Annotated in this window: 17 protein-coding genes; 1 reads left to right on the top strand and 16 read right to left on the bottom strand. The window is 41.7% G+C overall.

Annotated features, from left to right (window positions below):
• The 4 genes from DXB91_RS00005 to yneA all read right to left on the bottom strand — a co-directional run.
• Window positions 1–360 (bottom strand): transposase (locus DXB91_RS00005; RefSeq protein ID WP_243003483.1); only part of this gene is annotated, 360 nt, incomplete at its 3' end.
• A 116-nt stretch (window positions 361–476) separates the two neighbouring features.
• Window positions 477–1,196, bottom strand: a complete 720-nt coding sequence (locus tag DXB91_RS00010; protein WP_055279951.1) for a tRNA 2-thiocytidine biosynthesis TtcA family protein — start codon at window positions 1,194–1,196, stop codon at window positions 477–479.
• Window positions 1,197–1,226: 30 nt separating this feature from the next.
• Entirely contained in the window at window positions 1,227–2,291 is a 1,065-nt protein-coding gene (locus tag DXB91_RS00015; RefSeq protein ID WP_055144446.1) for a tyrosine-type recombinase/integrase, read from the bottom strand.
• Window positions 2,292–2,564: 273 nt separating this feature from the next.
• On the bottom strand, window positions 2,565–2,894 hold the full coding sequence (gene yneA / locus DXB91_RS00020; RefSeq protein WP_015534940.1) for a cell division suppressor protein YneA: 330 nt from the start codon (window positions 2,892–2,894) through the stop codon (window positions 2,565–2,567).
• Window positions 2,895–3,206: 312 nt separating this feature from the next.
• On the opposite strand from yneA, the gene lexA reads away from it, so the two are divergent.
• Window positions 3,207–3,827, top strand: coding sequence for a transcriptional repressor LexA (gene lexA / locus DXB91_RS00025; protein WP_022216463.1), 621 nt, complete (start codon window positions 3,207–3,209; stop codon window positions 3,825–3,827).
• Window positions 3,828–4,122: 295 nt separating this feature from the next.
• Here the strand turns inward: lexA and DXB91_RS00030 are convergent, their stop codons facing one another.
• The 12 genes from DXB91_RS00030 to DXB91_RS00085 all read right to left on the bottom strand — a co-directional run bounded on the left by DXB91_RS00030 (window position 4,123) and on the right by DXB91_RS00085 (window position 13,669).
• Window positions 4,123–5,310 carry an HD-GYP domain-containing protein gene (locus tag DXB91_RS00030; RefSeq protein ID WP_118016533.1) on the bottom strand — a complete coding sequence of 396 codons (1,188 nt, stop codon included), beginning with the start codon at window positions 5,308–5,310 and terminating at the stop codon, window positions 4,123–4,125.
• A gap of 54 nt (window positions 5,311–5,364) precedes the next feature.
• The gene (rsfS, locus tag DXB91_RS00035; protein ID WP_022216461.1) at window positions 5,365–5,715 is read right to left on the bottom strand and encodes a ribosome silencing factor; all 351 of its coding nucleotides are present in this window, start codon (window positions 5,713–5,715) and stop codon (window positions 5,365–5,367) included.
• A gap of 1 nt (window position 5,716) precedes the next feature.
• Window positions 5,717–6,295 (bottom strand): bis(5'-nucleosyl)-tetraphosphatase (symmetrical) YqeK, encoded by a 579-nt coding sequence (gene yqeK / locus DXB91_RS00040; RefSeq protein WP_082419750.1) that lies wholly within the window; start codon window positions 6,293–6,295, stop codon window positions 5,717–5,719.
• Between the two features lie 69 nt (window positions 6,296–6,364).
• Window positions 6,365–6,988 (bottom strand): nicotinate (nicotinamide) nucleotide adenylyltransferase, encoded by a 624-nt coding sequence (nadD, locus tag DXB91_RS00045; protein ID WP_022216459.1) that lies wholly within the window; start codon window positions 6,986–6,988, stop codon window positions 6,365–6,367.
• Window positions 6,989–7,001: 13 nt separating this feature from the next.
• A complete protein-coding gene (gene yhbY / locus DXB91_RS00050; RefSeq protein WP_022216458.1) occupies window positions 7,002–7,289 on the bottom strand; it encodes a ribosome assembly RNA-binding protein YhbY in 288 nt (95 codons plus the stop codon).
• A gap of 14 nt (window positions 7,290–7,303) precedes the next feature.
• On the bottom strand, window positions 7,304–8,599 hold the full coding sequence (gene obgE / locus DXB91_RS00055) for a GTPase ObgE (protein ID WP_055144437.1): 1,296 nt from the start codon (window positions 8,597–8,599) through the stop codon (window positions 7,304–7,306).
• A gap of 193 nt (window positions 8,600–8,792) precedes the next feature.
• Window positions 8,793–9,080, bottom strand: coding sequence for a 50S ribosomal protein L27 (gene rpmA, locus DXB91_RS00060; RefSeq protein WP_004850948.1), 288 nt, complete (start codon window positions 9,078–9,080; stop codon window positions 8,793–8,795).
• A gap of 5 nt (window positions 9,081–9,085) precedes the next feature.
• On the bottom strand, window positions 9,086–9,412 hold the full coding sequence (locus DXB91_RS00065) for a ribosomal-processing cysteine protease Prp (RefSeq protein ID WP_015534943.1): 327 nt from the start codon (window positions 9,410–9,412) through the stop codon (window positions 9,086–9,088).
• Window positions 9,413–9,440: 28 nt separating this feature from the next.
• A complete protein-coding gene (gene rplU / locus DXB91_RS00070; RefSeq protein WP_004850943.1) occupies window positions 9,441–9,749 on the bottom strand; it encodes a 50S ribosomal protein L21 in 309 nt (102 codons plus the stop codon).
• 156 nt (window positions 9,750–9,905) lie between these two features.
• Window positions 9,906–11,072 (bottom strand): ribonuclease E/G, encoded by a 1,167-nt coding sequence (locus DXB91_RS00075; RefSeq protein WP_055144434.1) that lies wholly within the window; start codon window positions 11,070–11,072, stop codon window positions 9,906–9,908.
• Between the two features lie 46 nt (window positions 11,073–11,118).
• Window positions 11,119–11,817 carry a TIGR03936 family radical SAM-associated protein gene (locus DXB91_RS00080; protein WP_022216455.1) on the bottom strand — a complete coding sequence of 233 codons (699 nt, stop codon included), beginning with the start codon at window positions 11,815–11,817 and terminating at the stop codon, window positions 11,119–11,121.
• Window positions 11,801–13,669, bottom strand: a complete 1,869-nt coding sequence (locus tag DXB91_RS00085) for a TIGR03960 family B12-binding radical SAM protein (protein ID WP_118016534.1) — start codon at window positions 13,667–13,669, stop codon at window positions 11,801–11,803. Before DXB91_RS00085 ends, DXB91_RS00080 begins: the two co-directional genes overlap by 17 nt.
• Window positions 13,670–13,793: the final 124 nt, after the last annotated feature.

Here is a 13,793-nt window from a genome sequence, read left to right on the forward strand (position 1 = left end):
TCTCGGTTCCTTTGTTGGTCGTCCTTTTTTACTTTCTACCAATCCATTATATCCTTGTAATTTATATTTGTGTACCCATTGATAAAGCAGTCCTGCATTAATGCCTGCTTCTATGGCAACTTTCGTTCTTGGTGTGCCTGCAATAACCTTTGAAATCAGTTCAAGTTTTTCTTCGGGTGTCCATACCTTATTAAACACCTTATGTTTTAAAACTTCTGGACCATGTAAATCAACCAATCTGGACCATTCTCGTATATGCCTTTTGAGAGTATTGGGATTCAGCCCCTCTGGGATGTCAGGATACGAACCCGAATGATACAATTCAACACACATCATTTTAAACTCATAACTATAACGCATAAAAATACCCTCCTTACTGGTTGTCCAGTAAAGAGGGTACATATCATGTTTGTTAAACGCTTACTGTCATTTTTGTTTTGTGATTGGATTCATTTTTTATATCCATAAGCTATTAATCAGTGCCTTGACCATCCGTCTATTCCGGCACCCTCGATGGAGGAAAATATACGATCTTTTACATCAGGCACGCGTACTTTGAGTTCGTCTATAATGTCTTTGCTTTCCTGACGTTTTGTGACGCCGTCAGCGGGACAAGGGTTCTTGCAGACTGGAAGATCGTTGGCGCGTGCAAATGCTCTTATTTCGCCTTCCAGGACGTATAAAAGAGGTCTTATGAGTGTGACACCTGATTTCTCCAGATGAGTGACAGGAGAGAAGGTGTGAATGCGCCCCTCATACAGCATGGACATCAGGAAGCTGTCTATAACGTCATCCTTGTGATGGGCATATGCGATCTTGTTGCAGCCAAGTTCTGCAGCACAATCATTGAAGGCTCCTTTACGCATACGGCTGCAGAGTGAACATGGATTAGGTTCCTTCCTGTAATCGAAAACGATCTCGCCTATATGAGTTTTGCAAACCGTGTAATTGACTCCAAGTGACTCGCAATATTCCTTAAGTCTGGACGTGTCAAAATCCTTAAATCCTAGATCTACGGTTATAGCTTCAATTTCAAATGGTATGGGATAAAACTTTTTCAGTTTGGACATTGCATATAAAAGTGTCAGACTGTCTTTGCCTCCGGATATTCCTATGGCTATCTTGTCACCGGGACTGATCATATCGTAATCATTTATAGCTCGTCTTGTATATGATAAAAGCTTTTGTGATTTCATAAAAATACTCCTTAAGTTAACATAATATTATTATGGTTTAATTGTGCGTTTTTCACGAAGCTGTACTTCGTTCCTGAAACGACGTTTTCTGTCCTCATCCATATCAGCGTAGTGTTTTCTTGTTGTATTTACATCCGAGTGGCCTAATACGTCCGCCACCAGGTATATGTCGTCTGTAGCCCTATAAAGCTCAGTGCCAAACGTACTCCTGAGTTTGTGAGGTGTTATATGCTTTAAAGGAACGGAGGTAAGAGAGTATTTTTTTACAATATTCTCAACTGATCTGACAGATATTCTTTTTAATTGACCGGACAGAAATAACGCATCCTCATGGCCTTTTTCCGGTATCAGTTTTTTCCTTTCATCAAGATATTCAAGCAAAGCTTCACTTGCCTCATCACTGAAGTATACGTATGCCTCCTTGCCACCTTTTCGAACGATCTTAATCCGCATATTATCGAAATCAACGTCACGTATATCAATTCCAACGCATTCGGATACACGCATGCCGGTGCTGAGCATAAGTGATAAAAGCGCTAGGTCACGGACTTTATTTTTCTCATGATATTTTTTCTGGCGTTCAGTCAGGCCGCTGCCATACTCAACATTATCAAGAAAATCTGCAACCTCGTTTGGCTCCATTCGTATAATTTTCTTATCGTGTATCTTTGGCATGTCGACCTTTTCTGCAGCGTTTGAGCTTATACGGTCGTTTTTATACAGGTATGCAAAAAATACCCGGAGTGCAGATAATTTGCGTTTTAACGCCTGTTCACCGTTGGTGTATGTACGTCCGTTTTTAGTGTAAAGCTTCATGGCATGCAGGAACTCCTCGATGTCCTCGGCCTCAAGTCTGCTGAGATCCTCAGTAGTAATATCAAGTGGAGTTTTATCACGAAAGAATGGGTTATTTTCACATAAATACTCGTAGAATGTTTTTATATCCCTGGCGTAACCAAGGCGTGTTCTTGTGGATGTAGTATTCTCAATTCCACGAAAAGCGATCGTTGCGTATTGTGGTAACTCGGAAAGAATATCTCTGAGCAATAATATATTATTCTCATCGACCTGTTTGTTGTATGGCTTGGCTGGCATCGTTATATTTGAAACCTCCTGATATATGTTAATTTGTGGGCATATTCATGTATATGACTAAATGGATTATAGCATAATCTAATATAATATGCTATATTTTTTCGTAAAACCTGAGTTTAGCGAATAGAAACATATAGACTAAAATACATTCCAACTGCACTGCTTTCACTGATTCTTACGACTCTCTAAGCAAAAATCTAAACAGAAAACGCATATAGAATCTATCATTTAATAGAATCTATATGCGTTTATCAAGAACATCTAATTCCTTGTTTAATTGAGATCAGTCACTTCATAATATGGTATTACCAGGTTGGTTCCGGCTACTATCGATGAATCGTTGTTCAGATTGTTGATCGAGACAACTTCATCGATATAATCCTGGGTTGATGTATATTCATCAGTCATATACTTCTGGGCTATATCCCAAAGTGAATCGCCAGACTCAACGGATATACATGTGTAATACTTGGTGCTGGCATTAGTGGCATCAGCTTCGGATGCATCCATGTGTGTGATCGAAACATATAATACTGCTGCTATGATTATGGCTACAATTATTGTCACCTTTTTATTGCTAATGAAATTAAATAATCTATTCATCTCTATCCCTCCTGAACGTATGTTTGTTACTATGTTCGTATTATATCGAACAGATGTTTTGTTGTCAAGTGATTTTCGAACACTAGTACGACTGCAGTTCGTATTGTAACTCTGAATCCTTAATACTCCTATATTATGCACTATCAGGTGTCCATTTTTATTCCCACGAAAGAATAGATCCGGTCAAGAATATTCAAAACAAAGCAAAATTAAAACAGAACATTCGTTTGCAATATCAGAACATATGTGCTATCATATTTTGTATACAACAGATTATGTTAAATAGAATTTATTTGTGGAGGTTCAATATACATGGGAAAAGGAAAGATATCTGATAAACAGACAGAGATTTTGGAATATATCAAGGAAGAACAGCTTAAGAAGGGCTATCCACCTTCAGTAAGAGAGATCTGCAAGGCTGTTGGACTCAAGTCTACATCATCAGTACATGCTCATCTCGCATCTCTTGAGGAGAACGGATATATAAGGCGTGATCCAACAAAACCAAGGGCTATAGAGATAATAGATGATGATTTTGCATTGTCAAGGCGTGAGGTTATTAATATACCTGTTGTTGGACAGGTTGCAGCGGGACTTCCTATCCTTGCCACACAGAATATTATGGATTATTTTCCTATTCCACCGGAATATTTACATAACACCAATAATCAGACATTCATGCTTCGCGTTAAGGGCGAAAGTATGATCAACATCGGAATCAACGATGGTGATCTCCTTATTGTTGAACAATGCTCTTCTGCTTCCAATCGTGATATTGTGGTTGCACTTATCGATGATGGGGCTACAGTAAAGAGATATTTTAAGGAGAATGGTCATATAAGACTTCAGCCGGAGAATGATTATATGGATCCAATTATCGTAGACCACTGCGATATACTCGGAAAGGTTATCGGATTATTTAGGCAGATGTAATTACAATATAATAGAATAAATCCATTAAGAAAGAGATCCCCAGGTCAACATACGTCAGCAACATTTACGTATATGACCTGGGGATCAATTTATGTCATATTTTTTAAGAGGGGGCTTATTAAAAGTAAATTAACTTCAAAATAGTTAATTTGTATCAACTTGTTAATTACATTATACCAATTAATTAGCTTATTTCAAGCCTAAATCCAACAAAAATAGGCTAAAAAACCATAAAAAACAGCTTTTTAGCCTATTAGCTTAATGTATATTTAGCCTATTTTTAAGTAATCACATTTTAGTATATGTGCTTATCAGCATTCTGTTCTGCTATCTGTTTGAATTCCTTGAAATGAGCCTGGAATAGTAATACCACCTTTGGATCAAACTGTTTACCACTCTGGCTTACTATCTCGGTATAAGCCTCCTCCATAGACCAGCCTTTCTTGTAGTATCTTGCTGATGTAAGGGCATCGAATACATCACATACAGCCATAAGCCTGCTGATATATGCGATCTCTTCTCCCTTCATATGCAGATATCCAGAGCCATCCCACTTCTCATGATGTTCCTTGGCAATCGTTCTTGCAATCTGAAGGATCTGTCCCGGACATTTTGAGAGAAGTGCGTCGCCATATAATACATGACTCTTCATAATGGCGAACTCCTCATCTGTAAGACGGGAAGGTTTGTTGAGTATTTCTTCGCTGATCATCAGTTTGCCGATATCGTGCATCATGGCTGCGGTTGAAAGCATGTCAACATAATCGTCATCAAAACCGGATGCCTTTCCAAGAACCTCCATGTATTTTGCAACTCTCTTGATGTGCTCACCTGTTGATTTTGACTTGCTCTCTGAGAGCTCGGCAAACGCATATATGAGTTCCTTCTGATTAGTCTTGACCTCTTCAGCATGGTCTATAACATTATTGAGCATTGTTGAGTTTCTTGATACTATGAAATATGATACAAATGACATGATAAAAATGGCTATAACACATGGCGCTATGACCAGTATCATATTGTCAGCAAAATCATCATGTGCGGGTGGAATAACAAGATCACATAATCTGTAATTGACTATATCTGCAGCGAATACACCGACTGTAGATAAAAGCGCAGTATAGAGAACCATTGTCTTGTTATAATAAAGGGAAGCTACAAGCATAGGAAATATCCAGACGATCATAGCTGTGTACGATAAAGTTGTATTGAGTATGGAGCATATGAGTACAGCCAATGCAATTACCACATATTTTATACATTTGCCCTCATTGTTCTTAAGTAGATCAATAAAAATCGTAGGTATAAGGGTCAGAATACAGCATACTCCCATGCAGGAACACAGGAGCACTATATTGCACTGCCCTCCAATATATGTAAATACCCAGTACAAAAGTATCAATACAGCAAAAAGCCTCATACATTTGGAGGCAATATGATTGATCTTGATATAATTGTCGCTTAATAGCCTGTTACTCTCCATGTTTTAATCCCCAAATTCTTACTTGCAACCCAATCTTATTTTAAACTGAATATCTTATATGCTGTCCAGAGATACAATATCTCCGTCACTCCATATCTTCTCTATGTTGTAGAATCTTCTTGATTCTTCAGAAAATATATGGATTATTATATCATAATAATCCAGCAAAATCCATCCACCTTCAGAATATCCCTCCACTCCCTTGTGGGAATATCCAGCTTCGTGCATATTGTCCTCAACATTATCGCTGAGTGCCTGAACCTGTTTTTTATTTGTTCCGTCAGCTATCACTATATAATCACATAAGGTTGAAATTCTGCTTATGTCTATGATCTTAATGTCAAATGCTTTTTTATCCTCAAGAGCAGCACATGCTATCTTGAGCATCTCTCTGGAATCTGCCATATTAGTCCTCACTGTTCAATGATGTATAATATTTATATGTCCGGACAGACATTTCGTCCGTGTCTCCACAGCTGCCACTGTCCAGATAAGTTAAAGTATTCTTTAATATGTGGGCCACCGAAGCGTCAATATCGGAGAATGCCTCATTTCTTATTTCATCTATCTCCGGCAAAGGCTTACGATTCGGCTCTATATAGTCAGCCACAAAAACAATCTTTTCCAGAAGCGACATAGCCGGTCTTCCAGTGGTATGGAATTCTATAGCCGATCGGATGTCCTCATCGTCAACTCCGTATTTTTCTCTTGCGTAATATGCTCCCAGCTTTGCGTGTAAAAGCTCAGGGTTAGCAAATTCGACCTGGCTTATTGGAAGTCCGTGTTTTTGGCATCTTGCTATCTTCTCGTCTGCAGGCAGACATTTGGCGCAGTCATGTAGAAGTCCGGCAGTCAAAGCTTTGTTCACATCTGCTCCGTGAACCATGGCCAGGCAGCCTGATACATATTCCACACCAAGTGAATGTTCAAATCTTTTCTTTGTGAGCTTGTTTTCAAGGCGCTCACGCATCTCAAATCTGTTCATCTTATCTCCTATCTGTTGCAAATGTTCAAGTATAAGTAATATTCAATATATGTTGTTATACCTGCCAGATCAAACGTGATATAGACCATTGTCCCTGATATATGTTATCACGCTGTCGGGAACCATATCCCTGATATCTTCTCCTGACCGCACAGCAGCTCTTATATCACTTGAGGATATATCGTGCTGGTGGATGTACTCCCGGCGGATATCAGAAGCCGGAAACAGGCTTTGCAGGCTTGCTATCTTGTCGTTGATCATATCCTCAGGAGCTCCACTTCTTGTTGTGACAAGCAGCGTTGCATGCCTTGATATGATGTCAGGTCTGTGCCAGTGGTCAAAATACATAATGGAATCCCCGCCCATGATAAAATACCAGTGAACGTCAGGATATAACTCATGAAGGGCCTCAAGCGTATCTGAGGTGTATGTGATCCCGGGACGTCTGAGCTCAAAATCAGAATACTCCAACCCTTTTATGCCATCTATGGCAAGTTTTATCATGTTGACCCGGTGATCTGTTGTAACTTCGTTGGAAATATCTTTATAACCAGGCTTATTGTTGGGCATCACAAGCACTTTATCCAGTCTAAACTGTTCCAGTGCCTGTACGCCAAGCTCTATATGTCCATAGTGTATAGGATTGAATGTTCCGCCGAGTATACCTACATGTCCTGCTTTTTGTGCCAGCATGGCTTATTCCCCCCTATGGAAGTTCGATCTTTTTATGTTCCTTTGACTCCTTGTACAGAACGATCTTTCTGCCGATCACCTGAACTACCTGTGAGTGAGTTCTCTCACCGAGCATAGCTGCTATCTCACGAGGATCGTCAAGACAGTTCTTGAGAACAGAGATCTTGATTAGTTCTCTCGCCTCAAGAGCCTCTGCAACAGATTCTGTGAACTCAGGTGTGAGTGATGATTTGCCTATGTTGAGTATAGGCTGGATGGTCTGTGCCAGCCCCTTTAAATATGCTCTCTGTTTGCTATTCATACGTGTTTATTCCTTTACTTATAATAATCAAATTCAAGGAAATACATTCTTACAGTATCTCCGTCTACACAGCCAAGCTCCTCAAGCTGTGCAAGTATTCCGTTGTCTCTGAGGAACTTCTGGAAGAAATCAAAGCCCTTCTCAGATTCAAGGTTCGTATATCCGAGCATCTTCTCGATTCGTGGACCCTCGACGATATATACACCCTCCTCCTCGTCTGACTTTCTGACTTCAAATGGAAGCTCAGGATCATCCTGCATGGACAGATCTATCTCAGGTTCAAATTCGATGATCTCCCTTGGAGACTGCTTTACAAGGTCATTGACATACCAGAGAAGTTCATTGATACCCTTTCCTGATACTGCAGATATAGGGAATATCTTATATCCTTCATCCTCCGGGAATTCCTCCTTAAGCATCTCTATGACAGTCTCATAGCCCATATCATCCAGAAGATCGACCTTGTTGGCTGCTATAACCTGTGGACGGTTCTCGATGTCTTTATTGTACTTCTTGAGCTCTTCATTGATTACGTGGATATCATTGATCGGATCTCTTCCATCCACCGAGGCTGCATCCACGATGTGGATTATAACCTTTGTACGCTCTATATGTCTTAAGAACTGAAGTCCAAGACCTGTTCCTTCTGACGCACCTTCAATTATGCCTGGAATGTCAGCGATCACGAAGCCGTTCTTATCCCCGAGATCCACCACACCCAGGTTCGGAACTAAAGTGGTAAAATGATATGCCGCGATCTTAGGACGGGCATTCGTAACTCTTGCAAGGAAGGTTGATTTACCTACACTTGGGTATCCGACAAGTCCTACGTCAGCTATACACTTGAGTTCAAGATCTACTGTAAGCTCCTTGGCTGGCTGACCAGGCTGTGCATACTTTGGCGCCTGCATGGTCGAAGTTACATATGTTCTGTTGCCACGGCCACCACGGCCTCCTTTAAGGAAAACAACAGGTTCCTTCTTGTATGCCATATCGAGAATAACCTTACCTGTCTCTGAATCTTTGACAACAGTTCCAGGTGGAACCTTGAGCACGATATCGGCACCATTGCTGCCATGGCAGTTCTTCTTGCCGCCCTCTTCACCGTCTCCGGCTTTGTATTTTGTCACATGTCTATAGTTAGTGAGCGTGTTCATTCCCTCGTCGACAACAAAGATAACGTCACCGCCATTACCTCCGTCACCGCCGTCAGGACCGCCGTTTGGAACATATTTCTCTCTTCTGAAGGATACATGTCCGTCACCGCCCTTGCCTGATCTCACATATATTCTGGCTCTATCGGCAAACATAATATACCGCCTTTCTATGTCAGATATTCTATACCGAATATTCAATGTCTAAACTACCTGTATCAAGTTCTGCAGATACATCTGCACACTATTTCATAGTATACCCCATATCTGCACTTTTGTCTGTAAAAAAAGACTGGAATAATAAAAATTACTCCAGTCTCTTGATAGTATTACTTATATATATCCAATATTACTCGTTAACTACTGGATAGATAGAAACCTGCTTCTTGTCTCTACCCTTTCTCTCAAATCTAACGATACCATCAGCTGTAGCGAACAGTGTGTCATCTCCGCCGATACCAACGTTAAGACCTGGATGAATCTTTGTTCCACGCTGTCTGTAAAGGATGTTACCAGCCTTTACGAACTGACCGTCAGCTCTCTTAGCGCCAAGTCTCTTGGACTCTGAGTCTCTGCCGTTCTTTGTAGAACCTACACCTTTCTTATGAGCGAAAAACTGAAGTTCCATCTTCATCATGTCAATTACACCTCCTTAAAGGTCATACAAATATAATCGCCATAGGATTCTTCGATTCCGGATATACCGATCACAAGCGCCTGCATCAAAGTCTGTGCCTTGATATCCGGCTCCTCTGTGAATATGAAATCCATATGTCCGCTCTCCTGATCGCAGTCAAGTGTGAAATTCACATCTGAAAGCTTCTCAACAGAGTTCAGGATGGTTATCGTGATCGCTGAAACTGCGCTACAGACGATATCTTGTCCAGGATCATCATATTCCGCATGTCCATCTGTCTTAAATCCTATATATTCCGAATTGCTGTTCTGATAAATAACTACATCAATCATGTCTTATAATCGATACAATCAATACCAATTAAGCGTTGATCTTCTTGATCTCAACCTTAGTATATGACTGTCTGTGACCATTCTTCTTGTGATAGCCAGTCTTTCTCTTGTACTTGTAAACAATAACTTTCTTAGACTTGCCTTCACCAACTACTGATGCTGTTACAGATGCATTAGCAACTGCATCTCCACACTTAACGTCTGAATCAGTGCTTACTAAGATAACATCATCAAATGTTACTTCGCTTCCAGCCTCTGCTGCGAGCTTCTCAACCTTGATCACGTCTCCTTCAGCTACCTTGTACTGCTTACCGCCTGTTGCTATAATTGCGTACATGGTTAATACCTCCTTAATCAAACTCGCCAGTTTTGGTGGTGTCTGTTGACACACTTATACCTAACTGTGCGGCATACTCATATAATCTACCATTGAGATGATTATTTGTCAATAATTTTCTGATATATTTTTACAATATTTTTTGATTTATTTTCATCAAAGCTTAACCATTTCGTGAAGCGGTCTCTTTAACTTCTTTCTGGTCAGCTCTATAAGTCCAAGCTTGGTGATATCTACGAATTTGGCTGGTACAGGATCGTCTGCCAGCTCTCTTATCAGGGTATCACGTATCCTGAGGATATCATCGGGATTCTTCATGTTTATAAAGTCTATGACTACTATCCCTGACAGATTGCGGAGCCTTAACTGACGGCAGGTTTCGATGGCAGCCTCGGTGTTGACCTTCAGCATGTGCTGTTCCATATCTCTGCCTGATATGGCCTTGCCTGTATTCACATCCACAACTACCATGGCCTCAGTCTGCTGGATTATAAGGTAGGCACCTGACTTAAGCCATACTCTCTCCTTTAGAGCTCCCTCCACTTCTTTATTGAGATTGTAGATTGCCGTAAGCGGACATTCCGTATCGGTATGAAGCGTTAAGTCTATTGTTCCAGGCTGTTTTTTCTCTATGTAATCCTCAAATACGTGGAATATTTCTTCATCATCGGTTACCAGTGAATCTAGCTTATTACTTCCCATGAAAGTTATGTTTTCTATATATTCCGGTGGATTCCGGTACAGACAGGAAAAGCATTTTCTGGTTGCTGCGGCCTTCAGGATCTGTGTGAGACGACCGCCCAGCTCATTCAGTTCACGTTTTATGAGTTCAGGGTCCGCATCCACAGCATTTGTCCTAATGATACAACCTATACCCGCCGGGAGGGTATTTCGCGCGATGTCCTTAAGCTCGTCCCGGAGCTTTCTGCTGCTTATCTTGTTCGATACACCGATCTGTTCCCCGGTGTGGACCACACAGTAATCCCCGCGGAGGGTGAGCTCCGATGAACCAACAGGGTTCTTGGTCTTGACTGCGTCACGGCTGATCTGAACGACTATCTCATCGCCGATCCTGAGCTTTGTGTGTTCCCTGCCATCGGCGTATATAATATCATTGTCATCCAGACTGTAGTAGCAGGGAAGTCTGTCACCGTAATCCACGAAGCAGGCATTTATATTGTTTACGATGTTGGCCACCTTGCCCACATAGATATTGCCGAGGACTGTACTGCCCTCTGACAGATTAAGATCTGTGACTTTGCCATCCTGTATAACAGCCTGTAATATTTTGTTGTCGTAGTGTGTAACTACCAGCTTTCTCATGTGATATTCCCCTTATAATCTTTCAAATATACGGTCAGGCAGACTCTTAGAATGGTGAACCGGCCTTGTATAGAGGTATTATATTGCCATCAGGGCCATCCATGTACGTCTCCAGTCTGTGAATATGATAATGGAACTGGTTATGACTGACACCCGCATACGCGCAGAGAGCCTGCATGACGAGCTCCGGCTTGAGGTTGTATTCACTTCCGGTTGACAGCAGCATATATATCTGATCGTCCCTCAGCTCGCAGGTCATGATACCAGGTTTTATATTCTCCTCGCGTTCGCTCTTCTTTGTTTTTTTCAGAATGACGATCTGATCCTGCGACATGAAGGATTCCACACTGTCCAGTATATTATGTCGTTCTTCAGTTACTGCTTTGTCAAGGAATGAGATGACATAGTCCGATGCTGACACAACTGACATGGAGTTCTTTGCATCATCGGGAAGAAGTACACACTCAGTGACCTTCATCTCATCAACCGATACGGCATTCAATGCGTCGATCATCTCTCTGGATGTTGTAACGGATTCAAATTCTCCGTCAAAGTATTCGCCATCAGAAGTGATCCCCATGGCCAGCGGAGCGGCAAACGAGATGATCTGGTGAGGCGAATATCCCTTGGAATAGCTCACATCCAGACCGGCACGTCTTATCTCCTTCTGGAAATATCTCATAACGTCAAGGTGTCCTATAAATCTGAGGTTACCGAGCTTGGAGTATTTAATTCTTATTTTCAAAACATACACCTCCTCCAAATCTTGCGGCACCACAGCCGGAACACTGCTGTCTGCAGTTAGGGGTTACCTTTTCGTTCTGGGCGTTCTCCCACTCTCTCTCAAGGAACTTTCTTGTGACTCCTATATCAATGAAATCCCATGGAAGTATCTCATCAACACTTCTGTCCCTGTATGTGTAGAAATCTATATCCAGACCGTGCTTTGCCATGGCGTTGTCCCAGTTTTCTTTTTTGAAGAACTCTGTCCATGCGTCAAATATCTGACCGGCCTTATAGACATCATATATTACATCGCAGAGCTTCCTGTCGCCTCGAGCAAGCAGTCCCTCAAGTATGGTGATATCTGCTTCGTGGTACTGGAACTTAAGACTCTTATGGTTCTTCTCTGCGCGGAATCTGTCCTTCACAAAGTATGCACGCTTGACAAATTCCTCAGGCCTTATCATCGGAGCCCACTGGAATGGGGTGAATGGTTTTGGCACAAAATATGATGCCGATGCGGTGACCATGACACGTCCATTTCGTTCTTCTCTTGGGATATTTGCAAAGAAAAGCTCAGTGATCTCCTCCGACAGGTCTGCAATCCCGGCAATATCGTCATATGTCTCAGTAGGAAGGCCCATCATGAAGTACAGCTTCACCTTATCCCAGCCGCCTTTGAAGGCCTTCAAGGCACCATCCATTATGTTCTCCTTTGTGAGACCCTTGTTTATAACATTTCTGAGTCTCTGCGTTCCTGCCTCAGGGGCAAATGTAAGTGAACTCTTCTTCACATCCTGGATCTTGCTCATGACATCCAGAGAAAAGGCGTCTATACGGAGCGATGGCAGAGAGATATTTACATGCTCATTGTCCATCTTCTCGATCAGGCAGTCTGTGAGCTCCGGAAGCTCCTCGTAATCACTCGACGACAGACTGCTGAAGGTTATCTCCTCGTGTCCTGTACTTGCCAGCATTTTCTCAGCATAGCCCTTTAACAGATTGACATCCTTAGGTCTGGTTGGTCTGTAAATCATTCCAGCCTGGCAGAATCTGCAGCCTCTTATACATCCGCGCATGATCTCAAGAACAACTCTGTCCTGAGTGAGCTTCATGAATGACACAACAGGCTTCTCTGGGTATGTGACTTTGCTGTGATCCATGACGACCGTCTTGGTTATCGTGGCAGGCACATCTTCAAATCTAGGAGCAAATGAAGCTATCGTGCCATCTTCCTTGTATGTGACTTCATAGAGCTCAGGAACGTATAATCCCGGAATGTTGGACACCTTTATGAGAAATTCTTCCCTGGTCATATCAGAGTGCTTATACACCTTGTAAAGCTCCAGAAGTGCATCATATGATACTTCGCCCTCACCCATATAGAATATGTCAAAGAAGTCTGCTATAGGCTCAGGATTGTATGAGCATGGGCCTCCGCCTATAACAAGTGTGTCTCCCTTTTTTCTGTCTCTTGTACGGAGTGGGATCCCTGCCAGATCAAGCACCTGAAGAATATTGGTGTAACACATCTCGTACTGGAGTGTTATTCCAAGGAAATCAAAATCCTTTATAGGATCCTGGGATTCCAGCGCGAACAGAGGGATGTCATGTTCTCTCATCTCCGCGTCCAGATCAGGCCATGGCGAATAAACTCTTTCACACCATGTGTCCTCTCTCCTGTTGAACATATCGTACAGTATCTGAATTCCGAGATGGGACATACCTATCTCGTATACATCAGGAAAACACATGCAGAAACGCACATCAACCTTGTCTTTGTCCTTCATAACACTGTTGTATTCTCCACCTATATATCTGGCGGGCTTTTCAACCTTCATCAGTATTTCATCCGGTAAAGCTAATCTTCTCATAAAATAATATCCTTAAATAATTTTCTTGTAATCATATTATCTGATATCTCCAAATGGAAATATTCAATTACAGCAAAAGAGATGCGCACGGAATATCCGTATTCAGTGCGCATCCTCTATATCT

This window comes from Coprococcus sp. OM06-34AC, from assembly GCF_003462545.1.
Taxonomy (GTDB): Bacteria; Bacillota; Clostridia; order Lachnospirales; family Lachnospiraceae; genus Coprococcus; species Coprococcus aceti.

What these genes read in the sequence shown, in the direction of transcription:
- rpmA (WP_004850948.1), bottom strand. Translation starts at nt 9,080, where the DNA reads ATGATGAAGATGGAACTTCAGTTTTTCGCTCATAAGAAAGGTGTAGGT.
- lexA (WP_022216463.1), top strand. Translation starts at nt 3,207, where the DNA reads ATGGGAAAAGGAAAGATATCTGATAAACAGACAGAGATTTTGGAATAT.
- yneA (WP_015534940.1), bottom strand. Translation starts at nt 2,894, where the DNA reads ATGAATAGATTATTTAATTTCATTAGCAATAAAAAGGTGACAATAATT.
- obgE (WP_055144437.1), bottom strand. Translation starts at nt 8,599, where the DNA reads ATGTTTGCCGATAGAGCCAGAATATATGTGAGATCAGGCAAGGGCGGT.
- DXB91_RS00010 (WP_055279951.1), bottom strand. Translation starts at nt 1,196, where the DNA reads ATGAAATCACAAAAGCTTTTATCATATACAAGACGAGCTATAAATGAT.
- rplU (WP_004850943.1), bottom strand. Translation starts at nt 9,749, where the DNA reads ATGTACGCAATTATAGCAACAGGCGGTAAGCAGTACAAGGTAGCTGAA.
- DXB91_RS00030 (WP_118016533.1), bottom strand. Translation starts at nt 5,310, where the DNA reads ATGGAGAGTAACAGGCTATTAAGCGACAATTATATCAAGATCAATCAT.
- nadD (WP_022216459.1), bottom strand. Translation starts at nt 6,988, where the DNA reads ATGCTGGCACAAAAAGCAGGACATGTAGGTATACTCGGCGGAACATTC.
- DXB91_RS00075 (WP_055144434.1), bottom strand. Translation starts at nt 11,072, where the DNA reads ATGAGAAAGCTGGTAGTTACACACTACGACAACAAAATATTACAGGCT.
- DXB91_RS00015 (WP_055144446.1), bottom strand. Translation starts at nt 2,291, where the DNA reads ATGCCAGCCAAGCCATACAACAAACAGGTCGATGAGAATAATATATTA.
- DXB91_RS00085 (WP_118016534.1), bottom strand. Translation starts at nt 13,669, where the DNA reads ATGAGAAGATTAGCTTTACCGGATGAAATACTGATGAAGGTTGAAAAG.
- yqeK (WP_082419750.1), bottom strand. Translation starts at nt 6,295, where the DNA reads ATGAACAGATTTGAGATGCGTGAGCGCCTTGAAAACAAGCTCACAAAG.
- rsfS (WP_022216461.1), bottom strand. Translation starts at nt 5,715, where the DNA reads ATGGCAGATTCCAGAGAGATGCTCAAGATAGCATGTGCTGCTCTTGAG.
- DXB91_RS00065 (WP_015534943.1), bottom strand. Translation starts at nt 9,412, where the DNA reads ATGATTGATGTAGTTATTTATCAGAACAGCAATTCGGAATATATAGGA.
- yhbY (WP_022216458.1), bottom strand. Translation starts at nt 7,289, where the DNA reads ATGAATAGCAAACAGAGAGCATATTTAAAGGGGCTGGCACAGACCATC.